The organism is Salinicola sp. MIT1003, from assembly GCF_001858555.1.
Lineage (GTDB): Bacteria > Pseudomonadota > Gammaproteobacteria > Pseudomonadales > Halomonadaceae > Salinicola > Salinicola salarius.
Window position 1 is genome coordinate 12,310 of the sequence record NZ_MCAP01000002.1, and the last position, 19,678, is coordinate 31,987.

Consider the following 19,678-nt stretch of genomic DNA (forward strand, 5'->3'; position numbering starts at 1 on the left):
CTAGACGCTGGCCTTGAGCTGCTGCGCCAGTGCCTTGTAGAGGCGCGGGCCGGCGGCCATCAGGCTGCCGCCGTCTTCGACGCTGGGCGAGCCGTCGATGGCGCCGGTCAACGCACCGGCTTCCTTCAGCAGCAGCGAGCCGACCAGGCGGTCCTGCTCTTCCAGCCCGAGAACGAAGATCGCGTCGGCACGGCCGGAGGCGAATTCGATCATGTCGAGCAGCGCGCAGCCCGTGCCCGTCAGGGTATCGATCTGGGGGCCGAGGCGTTCGACCACGGTGAGATATTGCGGCAGCCACTGGGAGCGTGCCTCGAGCGTCGGCCATGCCAGTGCCACTCGGGCACCATTGACGCTGACGGTCTTGGAGACACGCATACGCTTGCCGTTGCCCTGGGCGCCACGACCGCGGCTGATCAGGAACTCGTCGTCGCTGAACGGCGAGACGACCACCGCGTGTTCCGGACGCCCCTTGACCAGGCATACCATCGAGATCGCGAACTGGCGGCTCGCCACTCCGAGATTGGATTCACCGTGGATCGGCTCGATGTGCCAGACGGTGTCCTTGTCGGTACCCTTGCCTTCGCGGTAAGGCGTATAGCGACCGGAAATGCCGTGCTGCGGATAACCACGGGAGAGCTGATGCACGATCAGCGTTTCGGCGTTGCGTGCCGTATCCTCGAGCAGACCGGCAGTTACCTGCTCGTCATGGTTGACCTCGAGACGGTCACGGATACGTACGAATTGCTCAGCGGCACTGCGAGCGGCACGCAGCGCATATTGAACCATCGGATGCATGGATCTGGCCTTGGGGAAATCGAGAGCGGAGTCGAGAGCTGTTAAAGAACGCCGCGCAGTCTAACAGAAGCAGGCTTGCCGAGTCATGCTAGACTGCGCGCTTTCCCGATTGCCACAGCCCTGATAGCCGCCTTTATGCTCGACCGTATCCGTATCGTCCTCATCGGCACCAGCCATCCCGGAAACATCGGCGCCACTGCCCGCGCCATGCGCAACATGGGTCTCGAGGATCTCGCCCTGGTCACGCCCCGCTGCGATCCCAGGGACCAGGACGCCTATTCGCGCGCCTCCGGGGCCAACACGCTCGTCGACGCTGCGCGTCAATTCGACGCACTCGAAGAGGCCGTTGCCGACTGCACGCTGGTGGTCGGCGCCAGCGCGCGCTCGCGCCATCTGCCGTGGCCGATGGTCACTCCTCGAGCCCTGGCGGAGAGCCTGCCGGCGGCGCTGGCACCCGAAGGCACCCGGGTCGCACTGGTATTCGGCCGAGAGGATACCGGCCTGACCAATGCCGAACTGCAACGCTGCCATCAGCACGTGCATATTCCGACCAACCCGGACTTCAGCTCGCTGAATCTGGCCGCGGCCGTGCAAGTGCTCGCCTACGAATGTCGCCAGGCATTCCTCGCCCTGGACGACGCTTCGGCGACTCCTGCTGCCGAGCCGGACCGCGAGGCCGACCTGCCCTTCGGCGTGACGTGGGACAACCCGCCTGCCACCCATGCCGACCTGGAGCGCTTTTTCGCTCATCTCGAGAGTACGCTCACGGCGATCGAATTCCACGATCCGGACAACCCGCGCCAGTTGATGGCCCGCCTGCGCCGGCTCTTCATGCGCGCCCATCTCGATTCGATGGAGATGAATATCCTGCGCGGCATTCTCGGCACGATCGACAAGCGGCTGCGGGAGAAGCCCTGACTGTCGCGGGGCACCATCCACAACGTCAAGACGTCGACGTGGCGGCTCCGGCGTAACGCCGCTCGCCCCCCGCAGACGCCAGTGGCCGAAACAGCGAGCGTCGATCGCCGGCAGAATGGTTGACCGTGTTACTGGGTTTTTCCATAATGCCGCTACCGATGCAGCGACAGCCGATACCCGCCGATGCGTTTGACTACCAAAGGGCGCTACGCCGTCACCGCGATGCTCGATCTGGCTCTCAACGCCGATCAGGGACCGGTCTGTCTGGCGGATATTTCCAAGCGTCAGGATATTTCGCTGTCCTATCTGGAACAGCTGTTCGCACGACTGCGGCGCGCCAAGCTCGTCAGTAGCGTGCGCGGCCCGGGCGGGGGTTACCTGCTGGGGAGAGCACCCGCCGATATTTCGGTAGCGGGCGTGATCGATGCGGTCAACGAGTCGGTGGATGCCACCCGCTGCCATGGCCAGGCGGACTGTCATCAGGGCAGCAAGTGCATCACGCATCACCTGTGGTGCGACCTCTCCGACGAAATCCAGCGCTTCCTGAGCGATATCAGCCTGCAGGAGCTGGTACGCCGGGAACAGGCCCGCGCCGCCGCCCGGCCCGAACCCGACGTACGTTCGTTCGCTGACGACGCCGCCACGATCACGGTGTCGTCGCACTGATCACGATGTCGGTGCACGGATCACCGAATCGCTACACATTCATCGTGTCGTTGCACCAGTCATCGTGTCGTTGCTCCGGGCGAGCTCGTAAACGACTACGCTTCGAGCTGACGCCGCCGAATCCATTTCGATCGATTGCCAGAGATCCACCGTGCCATGAGCGCTCCGATTTATCTCGATTACGCCGCCACCACCCCGACCGATCCACGTGTGGCCGAGCAGATGATGCGACACCTGACTCTGGATGGGGTCTACGCCAACCCGGCATCGCGCAGCCACATGCCCGGCTGGCTGGCCGAACAGGCGGTGGAAAACGCCCGCCGTCAGGTCGCCGATCTGATCGCGGCCGATCCGCGCGAAATCGTGTGGACCTCCGGCGCCACCGAGGCGGACAATCTGGCGCTGACCGGCTTCATGCGCGCCAATCGTGCCCGCGGGCGCCATCTAGTGACGTCGATCATCGAGCACAAGGCCATCGTCGATACCGCGCTGGCGCTGGAGACGGAAGGTTTCGAAGTGACCTGGCTGACCCCAGGGTCGGACGGCCGCATCTCGCCCGAGCAACTGCGCGGAGCGATGCGCCAGGACACCGTGCTGGTCTCGCTGATGGCGGTCAACAACGAGCTGGGCAGTGTCAACGATCTCACCGCGCTCTCTGCCGTGGCCCATGAATTCGGCGCGCGCTTTCACGTCGACGCCGCCCAGGCCTCGGGCCGGCTGGCGCTGGATGTCGAGGCCATGGGAATCGATTTGATGTCCCTTTCCGCCCACAAGGCCTACGGCCCCAAGGGTATCGGCGCCTTGTACGTGCGCCGCGACCCGGACCTGCGTATCGAGGCCTTGATCCACGGCGGCGGTCACGAACGCGGCATGCGGTCAGGGACGCTCCCGACGCACCAGATCGTCGGCATGGGCGAAGCGTTCGCGCTGGCACGCGACGAGTGCGAAGCCGACGGCGAGCGTGTTCGTGCGCTGCGCCAGCGTTTTCTCGACGGCCTGGCCGACTGCGGCGGCATACACAACCATTCGCCGCTGGAACAGTCGGTGCCCAATATCGTCAACCTCGCCTTCGATGGCGTGGATGGCGAGTCGCTGTTGATGGCGCTGCGTGGCCTGGCCGTCTCCACCGGCTCCGCCTGCAATTCGGCCAGCGTGGAACCCTCCTACGTTCTCAAGGGTATCGGCGTGCCTCATTTGCAGGCGCTCGCCTCGATACGCTTTAGTTTTGGCCGCTTCACCACCATAGAAGAGATCGATGCGGCCGTGGCCGACATCCGCCGCGCCCTTGGCGGACTGCGTCAGCCATCGACAGCCGCCATGAATCATCGCTAGGTCGATGGCCCCGGCGCCATCGATTTTCGGCAAGGAGAAATGCCATGCAAAACATCACGATCAGTGAATCCGCCGCGACCCAGATTCGCCATGTCCTCGAGGAGCGCGGCGGCGGCCTGGGGCTGCGCGTGGCGGTCAAGCCGAGCGGCTGCTCCGGCTACAGCTATGTTCTGGACATCGCCGATGACCTGCGGGACGAAGACATCGCGTTCGAGGAGCGCGGCGTCAAGGTGCTGGTCGACCGGGAAGCCCTGGCCATTCTCGACGGCACCGAGGTCGACTACGTCAGCGAAGGACTCAATCGATTCTTCCGCTTCAACAACCCCAACGTGACCGACGAGTGCGGCTGCGGCGAAAGCTTCAACGTCTGAACGCCGCTTCGAAGCGCCCCGTCCGCGCCATGGCCGGGCGCCCCTTGCTGGTGCCGCCCAGGGTGCGCCGGCCGCGGGCTTGCGCTACAATGGCGCGATTTTGCGGCTGGCACGACGGTGATCGAAACCGCTCATCGTGCCAGCCAACGAGAATTCCGGGCGACGCGCCACCTGCCGATGCGATCGACCTCGAAGCCAGGCTTCGAGACGAGGCGTCGGGGGCGCGTCGTCTCGTATCTCAGTCATTCATTTTCCGCTCGCGACAACCGCGATCGATTCACTAAAGCCAGGAGACCGAAGTCATGGCCACCGAGCGCACGCTTTCCATCATCAAGCCCGATGCCGTTGCCAAGAACGCAATCGGCGATATCTACAGCCGCTTCGAAAAAGCCGGCCTGCAGATCGTTGGCGCCAAGATGCTCCACCTCTCCAAGGAGCAGGCAGAAGGCTTCTACGCCGAGCACAAGGAGCGCGGTTTCTTCGCCGATCTGGTCGGTTTCATGACCTCCGGTCCGGTCATGGTCCAGGTGCTCGAAGGGGAAGGCGCGATCGCCAAGAACCGCGAGCTGATGGGCGCGACCAACCCGAAGGAAGCCGCACCGGGCACCATTCGCGCCGACTTTGCGTCTTCCATCGACGCCAACGCCGTGCACGGTTCCGATGCACCGGAATCCGCCGCCCGCGAAATCAGCTACTTCTTCAACGACGACGAACTCTGCTCGCGCAGCTGATTCGTCGACCGGCCGGCCATTCGTGCCGGCCGGTCATCCTCGTCTTCGGACGCCCTGCCACCCTCGAGCCGATTCCGTTGCTATGAGCGCTGCTACCGCTACTCCGCGCACCAATCTACTGGGGCTCTCTCGCGAACAGATGGAGGCGTTCTTCGTCTCTCTGGGCGAGAAGAAATTCCGCGCCGCCCAGGTCATGAAGTGGATCCATCAGGAAGGTTGCGACGACTTCGAGTCGATGACCAACCTCTCCAAGCCGCTGCGTGCCCGCCTGGCGGAACATGCCGAGATCCGTGGCCCGAGCGTGGTCTACGAAGGCACCTCCAGCGACGGCACTCGCAAGTGGGTACTGGAAGTCGAGGACGGCAGCTATGTCGAGACGGTACTGATCCCGGCCGACAGCGGCAGCCGGCGTACCCTGTGCGTCTCGTCCCAGGTGGGCTGTTCGCTGGATTGCAGCTTCTGCTCCACCGGCAAGCAGGGCTTTCAGCGCAACCTGACCAGCGCCGAGATCATCGGCCAGGTCTGGGTGGCCCAGCAGCGCGCCGGCGGCCGCATGAGCGCACCGGATGGGCGCCGCGCGATCACCAACGTGGTAATGATGGGCATGGGCGAACCCCTGCTCAACTACGACAACGTGGTGCCGTCGATGAAGCTGATGCTCGACGACAACGCCTACGGCCTTTCCAAGCGCCGCGTGACGCTTTCCACGTCCGGCGTGGTGCCGATGATCGACAAGCTGGGCGACGATATCGACGTGAGCCTGGCGATCTCGCTGCATGCGGCGAACGATGAACTGCGCAACGAGCTGGTGCCGCTCAATCGCAAGTACAACATCGAGAAGCTGCTCGATGCCTGCAAGCGCTATCTTGCCAAGTGCGGCGACGCGCGCCATATCACCATCGAGTACACCCTGATCAAGGACGTCAACGACCAGCAGGCGCATGCGCAGGAGCTCATCGCGCTGCTCGACGACTTGCCCTGCAAGATCAACCTGATTCCCTTCAATCCGTTCCCCCATTCGGGATACGAGAAGCCGTCGCGCAACCAGGTCATGCGCTTCCAGAGCTGGCTCTACGAACTCGGCCACACGGCCATGGTGCGCACCACGCGTGGCGACGATATCGACGCCGCCTGCGGCCAGCTGGTCGGCCGGGTAAAGGATCGAACGCGCCGCCACGAGCGCTACATCCAGTCGATTCAACTGGATGCCGATTGAGACCTGGCTGCCGGGCCTCGCATCGGGCCGCCGAAATCGACGAGTCGAACCGCTATCGACGTCGAATCGGCCCGCTGTCGCCTTGACTTCGACTCGACGCGGCGCTTTGATGGGAACCCCAAAACCGCTTTGTTTTCAGCTGTTCGGGACGCGACCCGACTGTCGTCTTCTCGTAACGTGGGAGAGCCGCGCATGACCCACCAAACTCGCCCTGATTCGATACGGTCGTTCTGTATCGCCATGGGTGTGGTGTGTCTGTTGAGCGGCTGCGCCACGGCGGTCTCGACCAACGGGCCGAAGCAGGACAGCCCCGAAGATGCAGCGGCGGCCTACACGCGGCTGGGCAAGGCCTATCTCGCCGAGAACAACCTGCCCCGCGCGCAGCAGGCTCTGGAACATGCGCTCGACCTCGACGCCAACGATAGTGGCGCACTGGAAGGTCTGGCGCTGCTCTACCAACGTCAGCAGGAGTTCGAGCTGGCTGACCGTTTCTTCCAGCAGGCCTTGAAAGCCGATTCCGAGGCGACACGCATCCGCAACAACTATGCGGCGCTGCTATATCAGCGCGGTGAGTATGCCAAAGCATGCGAACAGCTGCGTATCGCCAGCCAGGACATTACCTATACCAACAGGGCCCAGCTTTTCGCGAACCTGGGCCAGTGCGAGATGACCCATGGCGATGCGACTGCCGCTCGCCAATATTACGAACGCGCACTCGACATCGATGCGCGCAATGGGCGTAGCCTGCTGGCATTGGCTCGCATCGATCACACGCAGGGTAACAACGAACGCGCCTGGGAACGCTTGCAGCGTTATTTCACCGTGGCCGGCACCAATGCCGAGAGCCTGAAGCTGGCAAGCGATATCGCCAGTGCCCAGGGCGACTCGACGCGTGCCGCCTTTTATCGTCAGCAGCTTGGCGGCTCCTGAGGCGAACAGACCCCGTACTCGAGTCCCGGCTCGAGAAGAGATCAGAAGGATTTTCGCCCATGAGCGAAATGAACGAATCATCGAACAAGCAACATGATGCTCTCAGCCCCTCCCGCGAGATGGCGGGAAACATGCTCCAGCGCGAGCGCGAGCGCCAGGGACTTAGCATCGAGGATGTCGCGCTGCAGTTGAACTTGCGTCCGATCGTCGTGACCGGCATCGAAGAGGATCAATTCGACCAGGTCCCGATCGCCGCCTATCGGCGAGGCTATGTGCGTGCCTACGCGCGCCTGCTGGGAATGGACGCGTCACGGGTCGTCGGCGCCTACGATGCCACCCACGGACGCGGCGACATGGAGCGCAAGCTATCGCCGGTCCATACCTCTCGCCCGCCCTCTCGCGTCGGGGCCTGGATATTCCGCCTGTTCACTCTGCTGGTGATCGTCGGCCTGATCGCGCTGACGCTGCTCTGGTGGCAGAGCCGGGAAGGCAACGAGATCTTCGGTGGCGGCAGCGACGACAGTCCGATTGCCGTCGATCGCCTGAACGGCAACGACGCCAATGCGGATGCCGCTGGTTCCGATAGCACCGTGATGACACCCAACACCGATACCCAGCTACCGCCGACGCCCACTCGGCAGGACACGCCTTCGTTCGACGCCGATGGTTCGATGTCATCGGACGCCAGCCTCGCGAGTGGCGACACCGAACCGACCGACTCCGGCGTCTCCGCATCCGCGGAGACGACGCCCCCGGATGCCGACGCTCGTCAGGCCGAGCAGGTCGGCTCGGTGGCGGACGACGTGACTTCGGCACCGTCCGAAGACGCCGCAGCGACAGATACAGCGACTCCGGTTGCGACTAACGACGACACGCTCTCCCTGACTTTCAACCAAGAGTCATGGACCGAGATCTATGATGCCAACGACGACCGGATCTTCAGCGGCCTGCAGTCCGCCGGCAGCCAGGCCAGCGCCGAGGGTGAACCGCCCTTCCGCCTGACCATCGGCAATGCCAGTGGCGTGACGCTGGAATACCGCGGAGAATCGGTCGACCTGAGTCAATACACGGGCGGCAACAACGTTGCCCGCTTCACCCTGGGAGACTGAGAAGCGCCATGCATACGCCATCTCCGATCACCCGCCGTCTTTCTCGACAAATCCATGTCGGCCATGTGCCTGTCGGCGGCGGCGCCCCTATCGCCGTACAGAGCATGACCAACACCGACACCAATGATGTCGCCGCCACCGTGGCGCAGATCCAGCGTCTGCAGCAGGCCGGTGCCGACATCGTGCGTGTCTCGGTGCCGGACATGGACGCCGCCGAAGCGTTCGGCAAGATCAAGCGTCAGGTCAGCGTTCCGCTGGTGGCCGACATTCACTTCGACTACAAGATCGCCCTGCGGGTGGCCGAGCTCGGTGTCGACTGTCTGCGCATCAACCCCGGCAACATCGGCCGCGAAGATCGCGTTCGAGCCGTGGTCGACGCCGCTCGCCATCACGGCATCCCGATCCGCATCGGCGTCAACGCCGGTTCGCTGGAAAAGGATCTGCAGAAGAAATACGGCGAACCGACCCCGGAAGCGCTGGTCGAGTCGGCCATGCGCCACATCGACCATCTCGACCGGCTCGATTTCCCCGACTTCAAGGTCAGCGTCAAGGCCAGCGACGTGTTCATGGCCGTGTCGGCCTACCGGCTGCTGGCCAAGCAGATCGAACAGCCGCTGCATCTGGGCATCACCGAAGCCGGCGGCCTGCGTTCCGGTACGGTGAAGTCCTCCATCGGTCTGGGAATGCTGCTGATGGATGGCATCGGCGATACGATTCGCGTCTCGCTGGCCGCCGATCCGGTCGAGGAGATCAAGGTCGGCTTCGATATGTTGAAGAGCCTGAAGCTGCGCGCCAAGGGCATCAACTTCATTGCCTGCCCCAGCTGCTCGCGCCAGAATTTCGACGTCATCGCGACCATGAACGCGCTCGAGGAGCGTCTCGAAGACATCATGACGCCGCTCGACGTCTCGGTCATCGGCTGCGTGGTCAACGGCCCCGGTGAAGCCAAGGAAACCGACATCGGCCTCACCGGCGGCAGCCCGGCCAATCTGGTCTACATCGATGGCAAGCCGGCCAGCAAGCTGCGCAACGATCATCTGGTCGACGATCTCGAAGCGTTGATCCGCGCCAAGGCCCAAGAGAAAGAGAACCGCGCCGGCGACCTGATTGCACGAGAAGCCTAGCAAGTGCGCGCGAAGCTTGAGTGTACGTGGAGCAAGAAAGCGCGCGCAGGCGAAGCGTGACGGAATTCCCGTGAGGCTTGGCACCTCGCGATCCACAAACAGAGAGTCACCGACGAGCGCCCAGGCAGGCTGCCTGCGGCGTTCTGTTATAGGCAGGAGTATCAGTTGAGCAACAAAATACAAGCCATTCGCGGCATGAACGATCTGCTGCCGGATCAATCCCCCGCATGGCAGTACGTCGAGCGGCAGCTACGCTCGCTGGTGGACCGTTACGATTATCGCGAGATCCGCACGCCGATCGTCGAGCAGACCGCGCTCTTCGCCCGCTCCATCGGCGAAGCGACCGACGTGGTCGAGAAGGAGATGTACACCTTCGACGACCGCAACGGCGAAAGCCTGACACTGCGCCCGGAAAACACTGCCGCCGTCGTGCGCGCCGCCATGGAGCACGGCCTGCTGCACAACCAGACGCAGCGGCTGTGGTACATGGGGCCGATGTTCCGCTACGAGCGCCCGCAGAAAGGCCGCTATCGCCAGTTCCACCAGATCGGTATCGAGGCTTACGGCATGACCGGGCCCGATATCGACGCCGAGATCATTCTGCTGTCCGCCCGCCTGTGGCGTCAGCTCGGCATGTCCGAGCACGTGACGCTCGAGCTCAATTCGCTGGGCTCGCCGGAAGCCCGGGCGGACTATCGAGACTCCCTGGTCGCCTACTTCGAGTCCCATCGCGAGATTCTCGACGAAGATTCGCAACGGCGGCTGAAGACCAACCCGCTGCGGATCCTGGACTCCAAGAATCCGGACATGGCGGACATGCTCGCCGGGGCACCGCAACTGCTGGATCACCTCGACGAGGAGTCCCGGGTGCATTTCGAGCAGCTGAAGTCGACGCTGGATGCCGCCGGTATCGGCTACCGCATCAACCCTCGACTGGTACGCGGTCTCGACTACTACTCGCGTACCGTATTCGAGTGGACCACCACTGCACTTGGCAGCCAGGGCACGGTCTGCGGTGGCGGGCGCTACGACGGCCTGGTCGAACAGCTCGGCGGCAAGCCGACACCGGGCGTCGGCTTCGCCATCGGTCTCGAGCGCCTCATGCTGCTGCTGGAAACCCTCGATCTGATCCCCGAAGATGCCAAGGGCGGTGCCGATGCCTACCTGCTGGCGATGGGCGATGCCGCCGAGCGCGAGGCGCTGCTGCTGGGCGAGCGCCTGCGTGACGCTCTGCCCGCGCTGCGGCTTCAGGTACACTGCGGCGGCGGTAGCTTCAAGAGCCAGATCCGGCGTGCCGATCGCAGCGGCGCCCGGGTAGCGCTGATTCTCGGCGAGGACGAAATCGCCAAGGGCCGGCTGACGCTGAAGCCACTGCGTGACGACAGCGAACAACAGACACTCGAGCTGGACGACGCCATCGCCTGGCTCGCACGGCTTTCATAGCGCCCCGACGCTGGCGCTAACCGTAGCTCGTAGCTCGTAGCTCGTAGCTCGTAGCTCGTAGCTCGTAGCTCGTAGCTCGTAGTCAATAGTGTAAGGAGACCGCCCGTGGCGGAGCTTAGGACCGAAGAAGAGCAGCTGGACGCGATCAAACAGTGGTGGAAGTCCAACGGAAGCGCCCTGCTGGTGGGCATCGTCATCGCCGCGGCCGGCGTGTTCGGCTGGCAGGCGTGGCAGCGTTACCAGGAAGGCCAATCCGCCGAGGCCTCCAATGCCTACCAGCAGCTGATCGCGATCGCCAGCAGCGACACCCTCGACGACAACGCCCGCACCCAGGCGTTCGACCTGGCCGACGGCCTGCAGAGCGACCACGGCGATACGCTCTATGCCGATCTGGCCGGCCTACTGGAAGCCAAGATCGCGATCAATGCCGAAGACAACGAACGCGCCCGCCAGGCGCTGAACGATGTCGTCGCCAACAGTGACCGCCCCTACATGCAGAGCCTGGCGCGCATCGATCTCGCACGCCTGCAGATTGCCGGCGACGATGCAAAAACCGCCCTGACGACCCTCGAGGAGAGCGTGCCGAGCGCACTGGAAGCGCAGCGCCAGAATGTGCTCGGTGATGCCTACGTCGCGCTCGAACGCCCCGAGGATGCGCGTAACGCCTACCAGCAGGCGCAGAGTCTGGCGCAGGATGCCGACCAGACCCTTTACGGCCTGCAGCTCAAGCTAGACGATCTCGGTGCGGAGGACGCCACCTGATGAAATTGACTCACCTACTTCTGCCGCTGGGGTTGACCGCGACACTGCTGGCCGGCTGCGCCGGCAGCGTCGAGCCGCAGTATCCGCCCAAGGAACTCCAGGACTTCACGCCCAAGGTCAGCCTCGACGAGCGCTGGGACCAGGGAATCGGCGAAGGCCTGGGCCGCGCCCGCTATCCGCTCACCCCCCTCGTCGATAGCGGCACCCTTTACGCCGTCGACCAAACCGGTGACCTGCACGCCATCGACACCGACAGTGGCGAAACCCAGTGGGAGGTCGAGCTGGGCACGCCTATCTCCAGCGGCATCGGCGCCGACAGCAGCCGTCTCTATATCGGCACCCGCAACGGCGAAGTGCTGGCCATCGATCGCGGGGACGGCAGCATCGACTGGAAATCACGGGTCTCCAGCGAAGTGCTGGCCGCTCCCCAGGTCAACAGCGAACTGGTCGTGGTGCAGAGCGTCGATGGCGCCGTCACCGCGCTCGACCGCCTGAATGGCAACGAGCAGTGGGTCTACTCCAGCTCCCAGCCGGCATTGACCCTGCGCGGCACCGGCGCGCCCCGTGTCATCGAGCCGGTCTCCTTTGCCGGGTTCGCCAACGGCCGCCTGGTGACGCTGGACAACCGTAGCGGTCAGCCGCTGTGGGACATGCGCGTCGCCGTTCCCAAGGGCCGTACCGAAGTCGACCAGCTCGTCGATCTCGACGGCCAGCCGGTGCTGACCCAGGACGGGCGCCTGTTCGTGACCAGCTACAACGGCCGCCTGCTGGCGCTGGAAGCCACTTCCGGCAAGGTGCTGTGGGAGCATGAAGAGTCCAGCTATCTGACCCCGCTGGTGGTCGGCAACTACCTGTTCACGGTCAACGAAGCGAGCCACGTCATCGCGATCGAGGCCGACACCGGCCGGGTAATGTGGGATTCCGACACCCTCGAAGGCCGCTCGCTGACCGCGCCCTCGTTCGTCGACGGCAACATCGTGGTGGGCGACTACGATGGCTATATCCATCTCATCGACGCCTCGACCGGCGAAATGAATGGACGGGTAGAGATCGGCGGTGATGGGCTGACGCTGCCGCTGTTGACCGGCAATCAGCGCATCTACGCGCTGAGCAACGACGGCACCCTCGTCGCCTACGACCTCGAGACGCTTTCCGACCGGAATTGATCGGCATCGGGTGATGGCTCATCGGCCCCGCCTCGGCGGGGCCGATGGCGTTATGGAAGGCGATATCGAGAGGTTCGGACTTCGCGCTTCTCGCATGCTAGAATGCCGGGCTATTAGCATCGATCGTACCGGGTCACCCGACCCCTCCCTCCGATCGTCCACCTTGTCACCGCCCTTTTGCGAATCGCCATGAATCCCGTTATCGCCCTGGTTGGCCGACCCAACGTCGGCAAGTCGACGCTTTTCAACCGCCTGACACGCACCCGCGATGCACTGGTGGCCGATTTCCCCGGTCTGACCCGCGACCGCAAGTACGGCAGCGGCCAGCTCGGCGACAAGACCTACACCGTCATCGATACCGGCGGCATCAGCGGTGACGAACAAGGCATCGACGCGGCCATGGCGGAGCAGTCCCTGACCGCTATCGACGAGGCGGATATCGTGCTGTTCATGGTCGACGGGCGTGCGGGCTTGATGCCGGCCGATCAGGCGATCGCCAACCACCTGCGCGTAAACCAGAAGAAAACCTGGCTGGTAGTCAACAAGACCGACGGGCTCGAAGAGCAGACCGCAATGGCCGACTTCTGGGCGCTGGGTCTGGGCGACCCGCACCCGATCGCCGCAGCGCATGGACGTAACGTCACCACGCTGATCGACGAAGTGCTGGCGCCCTTCCCGGAGCGTGACCCGGACGCCGGCCCCGCCGGCAATCATCCCGGCATTCATATCGGCGTCATCGGTCGCCCCAATGTCGGCAAGTCGACACTGGTCAACCGGATGCTGGGAGAGGACCGCGTGGTCGTGTTCGACGAAGCCGGCACCACCCGCGACGCCATCGAGATTCCCTTCGAACGCCGCGGCAAGCCCTACGTGCTGGTCGATACCGCCGGCGTAAGGCGTCGCAAGAACGTCAGCCTGATCGCCGAGAAGTTCTCGATCATCAAGACGCTGGAAGCGATCAAGGAGTGCCATGTCGCGATCATGGTGCTGGATGCGCGTACCGGCCTGGTGGAGCAGGATCTGCACCTGCTGGACTACGTCCTCAGCAGCGGCCGCGCGCTGGTGCTGGCGGTCAACAAGTGGGACGGCCTGGAAAGCGAAGCGCGAGACAAGATGCGCTCCGACATCAAGCGCCGCCTGGGATTCGCCGACTATGCCGAGCTGCACTTCATCTCGGCGCTGCACGGCACCGGCGTGGGCGATCTCTACAAGTCGGTCGACAAGGCGTTCGACAGTGCCAACAGCCACTGGTCGACCAACCGCCTGACCTCGATCCTGCAGGATGCGGTCAGCGAGCATCAGCCGCCGATGATCCATGGCCGTCGCCCCAAGCTGCGCATGGCGCACCAGGGCGGCAGCAACCCGCCGATCATCGTCGTTCATGGCAACCAGACATCGTCCCTGCCGGAAGCCTACAGGCGCTATCTGACCAATACCTTCCGCAAGGTATTGAAGGTGCGTGGCACGCCGATTCGCTTCGAATTCCGTTCCGGCAACAACCCCTACGACAATCAGGCCGGCGCCAGCGATCGCGAAAAGGCGCGTGGACGGCAGCTGAGCCGGACCCGCGAGGCGCGCAAGAACCGCCGCGGGCGCTGACGAGGGTGCCCGACGGGGGCACCGTATTCCGTCGCACGGCGGCCAGCCGCGCAGGGTGTCAAGGCGTGGCTATCCGGGTCTGATTGCGTCCGGCCTGCTTGGCTTCGTACATCGCCTTGTCGGCAGCCTCGAGCAGCGCCTCGGCGTTCGGCCACTCCCGGGTGCTGGCAACGCCAGCGCTGAACGTCGCGTGAAAGACCTCGTCCGCCGCCACGCATTCGAGCTGGGAAAAGCTGATTCGAATGCGTTCGATAGTTTCGCGCGCGTTCTCCAATTGACAGGATGGCAGCACGGCAACGAACTCCTCGCCGCCGTAGCGTCCGACATGGTCTACCCGGCGCAGGCGCTGGCGTAGCAGGTTGGCCAGCAGGCGAATGACATAGTCGCCGGTGCCATGGCCATAGGTATCATTGATCGACTTGAAGCGATCGATATCGATCATCACGACACAGGCGCTCGCCTGCGTCCTCTGGCTGCGTGCCACCTCGAGTTCGATCAACTCCTTGATTGCCAGATGCTTGATCAGGCCGGTGAGCCCGTCGCGAGCCAACGCCATGCTGAGCTGACGGGATCGCTGTGCTCGCGCTGTGACCGCGGAAACCAGCGCCATGTCCCCAATGGGCTTGACCAGGAAATCGTCTCCCGCCTGGGCCAGTGCCTGGGCCTGGCGATGGACGTTCGACTCGGCCGAAAGGTAGATGAGCGGGATCTTCAGCCAGTCGTCATCGAAGCGAATGATACGAGCCAGTTCCGGCCCGGAGCAGCCCGGCATGTTGATATCGATCAGCACCAGATCCGGCACGATGTCCCGCAGCCCGATCAAGACATCGCGGGGATCGCTGATCACCCGGGACTCGATGCCGGCCTGTTTCAGCGTCAGCCGGAAATGCTCGGCCAGCTCGATGTCGTCGTCGACGATCAGGACCCGATAGGGATCCTGCTGGGGCAGGTTGATCAAATACCGCAAGCGGTGCTCCAGCGAGGGCACGTCCACTGGATGCATGAAGAATCCCTGCGCGCCATTGCGAACGGCGTCCAGGCGTGTCTCGAAGTCGCCGGCGGCGCTCAGCACGATCAACGCCGCCTCGGGAATCGCTCCAACGGCCGGCTTCCAGACGTCGTCTTCCACCTTGGCGGTGTCGACGATAGCGATATCCGGCCGCCAATCGGCGCCGATCTCCCGAGCGTCGAGATCGCGACACTCGTAACCGAACCCGCTCAACGAGCGCATCAGCTCACCGGTATCGCCATCGGCCAGCACGGCAACCCGTATCGCTCGCTCGCCGCTGGCCAGCGGATGGCTGTCGTCGGGCTCGGTCACACCCGCTATCTGCATGCGCTCCAGGTTTCGGTAGCTGTTCGACACACGGTCGTGGAGCGCCGTCAACATCTGGAGCGTCGGCTGGCTACTGCCCTCGATCAACGTCTGCAGCCATACCTCCATCTCGCGAGCGTCCTGGCTCAAAGCCGCATAGCCGAAGGTACCGGCGGAACCCGCCATACGATGCAGCCCCTGGCGCAGCGTTTCGAGAGAGTCGGCCTTGACCGCAGTCTGGTGTTCGCTCAGCTCCCGGGTCTGCGCCATCATCGTCTGCAGATCGTCCCGTAGCCGGCGGCCGTATTGCTCGCGCAGTGCCGCCAGCCGTGCCTGGACGTCGACATCAGTCATGCGAATGCTCCCAGATCTTGCGCAACTGTTCCGCCAGCGTCATTGGATCGAAGGGCTTGATCAAGACATCCAGCGCACCGATGGAAAGATAGTGCTCGATCTCGCTGGGCTGGACCTTGGCAGTCATGAACACTACCGGGATCGACTGCGTGGAGGGCTGTTCGCGGAGTTTTGCCAGGGTCGTGGGTCCGTCGATCCCCGGCATCATGACATCGAGCAGAACCAGATCCGGCTGCCACTCGTGGGCGCGGGCGATTGCCGTCTGACCATCGTCGCAGCTCGTGACTTCGAGTCCGCCGACGACCTCTAGCGCCAGCTTGGTCACTTCCTGAATCGAGATATCGTCCTCGACGTGCAGGATACGTTGTAGGGGTTTCATTTCAGCGAGCTTCCTCCTGATTCTCGTCCGGCGACGCTCCAGCGCCATGAAGCTGGCGCTCGAACGCTTCCCTCAATGCCTCGGCCGAAAGCCCCGGCTTGGCAATCGCCGTCTTCACGCGCCCCAGCAAGGTCGGCGCCAACGCTTCTTCGGACAGAATGACGACGGCCGGCTGCTGGACCAATTGACTCAACAGCGGAATGACCTCCCAACCCGGGCCCCGCGAGGCCGTCAGATCCAGCGAAATCAATCCGTACTCATTGCTGTCGAGCAGATAGCGGGCTTCCTGCAGTGAACGGGCCACATCCAGGGTCATGCTCGACGCGACCTGCCCGGCGACACGATGGGACAGTTCGGGGTCGCTTTCGATGTGCAGGATGCGTTCGCGTGGCGGTCGCAGACTCAGCGAACTGCGAAGCACGCTCGACAGGCGCTGCTCATCGAAAGGCTTGACCAGCCAGTTCACCGCTTCCAGCCGACCGCCAATCTCCAGTTGCCCCTCCTCCGCGGTCGCCGATACCACCAGCACGGGAATGTCCCGGGTCTGCGGCTGCTCCCGCAACTGGCGCAGCAGCGTCAAGCCGTTACCGTCGGGCAGCATCAGGTCGAGGGTGATGGCGTCGAAGCTACGGCGCTCGAGCCATTTCATCGCATCGTTCATCGTATGCGCAACCTCGGCCCGATATCCCCAGTGCCGCACCAGCGTGGCCAGCAGCGCCGCCGTGTCCGGGTCGTCTTCCACGATCAGCAGCCTTGAACCGGAGAAACTGGCTTCGGCCACTTCGTCGACCTCGGGGGTCGATACCTGATCCATGGCCTCTTGGGGCAGATCGAAACACGGCAGCTCGACGAAGAAGCAGGCGCCGTGTCCGGGCTCCGAGAAGAAGTTGATCGATCCACGCATGCGCTCGACGAGTTCGCGGGTAATCGCGAGCCCGAGCCCGGTACCGCCCTGCTTTCGCGTGCTCGAGGCGTCCGCCTGGGAAAATTTCTGGAAAATGCGCTCGTGGAACTCTTCGGGTATTCCCGGCCCGCTGTCGATCACGCTGATGCGAACGCGATCGGCGATTGACTCGACACGGACCTCGACCTGCATATCCGGCGGAGAGAATTTGGCAGCGTTGGAAAGCAGGTTGCTCATCACCTGCTGGAGACGCATGGCGTCGACATTGACCCCGGCGTCATCCAGCCGCTCGGTGATCACGAGCTGCGCGCGGAACTGAGCGGCGTACGCCTGATTGGATTCGATGGCCTGATCGATCAGCGGCATCAGCGGCTGCTCCTGCATCTGGAACGCCATCTTGCCCGCTACCAGCTTCTCCATGTCGAGCAGATCGTTGATCAGCAGAATCAGACGCTGCGCATTGTTGTGGGCCGTGGCGAGCATGCCTCGCATGGTTTCCGGCGGCGTTCCGAGGGCTCCGCCCTGGATCAGACCCAGCGCGCCGGAAATCGAGGTCAAGGGCGTGCGCAGCTCGTGGCTGACGGTGGAGATAAACTCTGTCTTCAACCGCTCGTCACGCTTGCGCTCGGAAATATCGTGCAGGAAGCCATGCCATATGGTGCCGCCATCCGCCTCGCGCTCGGGGATCGACTGGCCGGCCAGCCAGGTGATACGACCATCCGAATGCTGGACGCGATATTCACAATGCCAGGGGGTGAGTTCCTCCTTGGACTTGGCGATCGATTCGAGAACTCTGGGTCGATCTTCCTCGAGGATCATATCGATTGCCGCCAACGAGTCCTCGGCCGCCTGCTCGGGCGTCATCTCGTAAAATGTCTTGATGGCATCGCTGGCATAGGGAAACGAGGCCCGCCCTTCAGCGTCGATCCGGTACTGATAAATCATTCCCGGCGTCTGCGACGCAATCTTGCGTAACCGCTGGCTGAGCTCTTCACGCGACTGCGCTTCACGCCAGCGCATCAGGGTGGCGCCGATCCAGCGGGCCAGCAAACGCACGAACTCCTCGTCGACCTCATCGAACGGCCGCGAACGTGCCTGGTCGCTGCTGAAGGCCAGCGCACCATAGCGCTTTCCATGCACCCAGATGGGCGTCCCAATATAGCTCTTCAGGGCGTAACAGCGGCGGCTTGGATGATCGTCAAACCCCTCGGCGTCGGCATCGGCGATAGCCAGGATGTCATCCTTGGCCATCGTCAACTCGCAAAACGTCTCGCCGGTTATCAATTGTTGTCCCGATACGAAACGCCGATCCGAGGCGTAGGCGGCCTCGAGCAGGCAGTCGTTGCCTTCGATACGGTTGGCAATGGCAAAAGGCATGGAAAGGTGTTTGGCGGCGACCTCCAGCGCCTTTTCCACCAGATCGAGAAAGGAGGATTCCTGCAACGCCGCGATGTCGTTGAGCGTTTCCAGCGTCTCCTTCTGAGCCTCGAGCCGCTGATTCAGCGACTCCAGGGTCTTCTTCTGGCTCTCCAGGCGCTGCTGATGTCGCAGCATCGTGTCCCGCGTGGCGCGCCGCGTTCCCCACAGCAACAACACCAGGCAGGACTCGGCAATCAGCCACGCCACGCCCCAGCGCATCCAGGTATTGGCGATCAGGTCACGGCGATGTTCAAGCTGAGTGGTGACATCTTTCCAGATCGCGACGGCTGCTACCGGAGCTTCGCTCTCGCGCCCCGTCTGACTCAAAGGTAGCAGCGTCAGCAGGTAATGCCGGCCGTTGCCGCCTTCCAGCAGCGTATGATCGCCTTCCATCACTGGCAACCGCCGCTGCTGCAGCCAGCCCTTGAGCAGCGCCTGGGAACTCTGGTTCACCCACCAGCCTGGGTCCTCATCCGCGCCGCGAAAGAGAATGGCAACGTCGCTGTTTAGTTGCTGCGCCAGCCCGTCGACATTGGGCACGACCCCGAACTCCAGCTCAAGCAGGCCGACCACGCGAGGCATCGCGCCGTCGGCGACCGGCGCCAGTACGGGAGAGACGCCCACGGTGGTCGCCCGCTCGCCATTGTATTCGATGCCCACAGTAGGCCGCTGAAGAGTCAGGCTCTGTTGCCGCAGGTAGCCGCTGTCATCCTGCCCCGCTCCCGGCACGTTCGACGGCGCCATGCTCAGCAGCAGCTGAAGCTCGTCACCGGTCATCGAGAAGACTTTCAGCTCCAGGGCGCTTCCCGCTTCGAGCGCCTGCCAGTAGGGCTTGATATCCTCACTTAGACGACGCCGCAGTGGCTCGAGCTCTTCTTCAGAATCGGCCTCGGCGACTCTTGCCAGCCTGGAACGAATCGCCGGGCTGGCGGCGAGCGTCGAAACCAGCGTTTCTACGCGCCGCTCCAGCCCGCCGCGCGCCGCACTGACTGTAATGCCCTGTTCCTGAGACTGAAATTCGAGATCCCGCTCGAACGCGACACGGTCGTTGTGCAGCGCCTGGAACAGCATCCAGCCAAAGAACAGCGTCAACAGGGCACTGCCCAACAGAATCAGCAATATCGGCAAGCGCGAGAGTTTCACTG

The 19,678-nt window shown here is 63.6% G+C and carries 17 protein-coding genes; 13 read left to right on the plus strand and 4 right to left on the minus strand.

Annotation, left to right across the window (positions count from 1 at the left end; all coding sequences use genetic code 11):
- Positions 1–795 carry an inositol monophosphatase family protein gene (locus BC443_RS00660; protein WP_071229910.1) on the minus strand — a complete coding sequence of 265 codons (795 nt, stop codon included), beginning with the start codon at positions 793–795 and terminating at the stop codon, positions 1–3.
- 135 nt (positions 796–930) lie between these two features.
- On the opposite strand from BC443_RS00660, the gene BC443_RS00665 reads away from it, so the two are divergent.
- The 13 genes from BC443_RS00665 (at position 931) to der (ending at position 14,162) form a co-directional block, all read left to right on the plus strand.
- Entirely contained in the window at positions 931–1,713 is a 783-nt protein-coding gene (locus tag BC443_RS00665; protein ID WP_071229911.1) for an RNA methyltransferase, read from the plus strand.
- Between the two features lie 183 nt (positions 1,714–1,896).
- The gene (gene iscR, locus BC443_RS00670; protein ID WP_071229912.1) at positions 1,897–2,379 is read left to right on the plus strand and encodes a Fe-S cluster assembly transcriptional regulator IscR; all 483 of its coding nucleotides are present in this window, start codon (positions 1,897–1,899) and stop codon (positions 2,377–2,379) included.
- 156 nt (positions 2,380–2,535) lie between these two features.
- Positions 2,536–3,711 (plus strand): aminotransferase class V-fold PLP-dependent enzyme, encoded by a 1,176-nt coding sequence (locus BC443_RS00675; RefSeq protein WP_071229913.1) that lies wholly within the window; start codon positions 2,536–2,538, stop codon positions 3,709–3,711.
- A gap of 44 nt (positions 3,712–3,755) precedes the next feature.
- Positions 3,756–4,082, plus strand: a complete 327-nt coding sequence (locus tag BC443_RS00680) for an iron-sulfur cluster assembly accessory protein (RefSeq protein WP_071229914.1) — start codon at positions 3,756–3,758, stop codon at positions 4,080–4,082.
- Between the two features lie 302 nt (positions 4,083–4,384).
- Entirely contained in the window at positions 4,385–4,813 is a 429-nt protein-coding gene (gene ndk, locus BC443_RS00685) for a nucleoside-diphosphate kinase (RefSeq protein WP_071229915.1), read from the plus strand.
- Between the two features lie 82 nt (positions 4,814–4,895).
- Positions 4,896–6,029: a 23S rRNA (adenine(2503)-C(2))-methyltransferase RlmN gene (rlmN, locus tag BC443_RS00690; protein ID WP_071229916.1), complete on the plus strand. Its 1,134-nt coding sequence runs from the start codon at positions 4,896–4,898 to the stop codon at positions 6,027–6,029.
- A gap of 192 nt (positions 6,030–6,221) precedes the next feature.
- The gene (gene pilW / locus BC443_RS00695; protein ID WP_071229917.1) at positions 6,222–6,959 is read left to right on the plus strand and encodes a type IV pilus biogenesis/stability protein PilW; all 738 of its coding nucleotides are present in this window, start codon (positions 6,222–6,224) and stop codon (positions 6,957–6,959) included.
- A gap of 59 nt (positions 6,960–7,018) precedes the next feature.
- Positions 7,019–8,068, plus strand: a complete 1,050-nt coding sequence (locus tag BC443_RS00700) for a RodZ domain-containing protein (RefSeq protein ID WP_244179762.1) — start codon at positions 7,019–7,021, stop codon at positions 8,066–8,068.
- 8 nt (positions 8,069–8,076) lie between these two features.
- Positions 8,077–9,192, plus strand: coding sequence for a flavodoxin-dependent (E)-4-hydroxy-3-methylbut-2-enyl-diphosphate synthase (gene ispG, locus BC443_RS00705; protein ID WP_071229918.1), 1,116 nt, complete (start codon positions 8,077–8,079; stop codon positions 9,190–9,192).
- A gap of 165 nt (positions 9,193–9,357) precedes the next feature.
- A complete protein-coding gene (gene hisS / locus BC443_RS00710; protein ID WP_083387129.1) occupies positions 9,358–10,635 on the plus strand; it encodes a histidine--tRNA ligase in 1,278 nt (425 codons plus the stop codon).
- 105 nt (positions 10,636–10,740) lie between these two features.
- The gene (locus tag BC443_RS00715; RefSeq protein ID WP_071229919.1) at positions 10,741–11,397 is read left to right on the plus strand and encodes a tetratricopeptide repeat protein; all 657 of its coding nucleotides are present in this window, start codon (positions 10,741–10,743) and stop codon (positions 11,395–11,397) included.
- Complete coding sequence (bamB, locus tag BC443_RS00720) at positions 11,397–12,563, plus strand: outer membrane protein assembly factor BamB (protein WP_071229920.1); 1,167 nt, start codon at positions 11,397–11,399, stop codon at positions 12,561–12,563. The genes BC443_RS00715 and bamB overlap by 1 nt, the downstream gene beginning before the upstream one ends.
- 189 nt (positions 12,564–12,752) lie before the next feature.
- The gene (gene der, locus BC443_RS00725; protein ID WP_071229921.1) at positions 12,753–14,162 is read left to right on the plus strand and encodes a ribosome biogenesis GTPase Der; all 1,410 of its coding nucleotides are present in this window, start codon (positions 12,753–12,755) and stop codon (positions 14,160–14,162) included.
- A 58-nt stretch (positions 14,163–14,220) separates the two neighbouring features.
- Here der and BC443_RS00730 read toward each other — a convergent pair whose 3' ends face one another.
- From BC443_RS00730 to BC443_RS00740, 3 genes are read right to left on the minus strand one after another with little or no spacing between them, the layout of a single operon-like run.
- Positions 14,221–15,831: a diguanylate cyclase gene (locus BC443_RS00730; RefSeq protein ID WP_071229922.1), complete on the minus strand. Its 1,611-nt coding sequence runs from the start codon at positions 15,829–15,831 to the stop codon at positions 14,221–14,223.
- Positions 15,824–16,210 (minus strand): response regulator, encoded by a 387-nt coding sequence (locus BC443_RS00735; RefSeq protein ID WP_071229923.1) that lies wholly within the window; start codon positions 16,208–16,210, stop codon positions 15,824–15,826. Before BC443_RS00735 ends, BC443_RS00730 begins: the two co-directional genes overlap by 8 nt.
- Position 16,211: 1 nt before the next feature.
- On the minus strand, positions 16,212–19,676 hold the full coding sequence (locus BC443_RS00740) for an ATP-binding protein (RefSeq protein WP_071229924.1): 3,465 nt from the start codon (positions 19,674–19,676) through the stop codon (positions 16,212–16,214).
- Positions 19,677–19,678 lie beyond the last annotated feature (2 nt).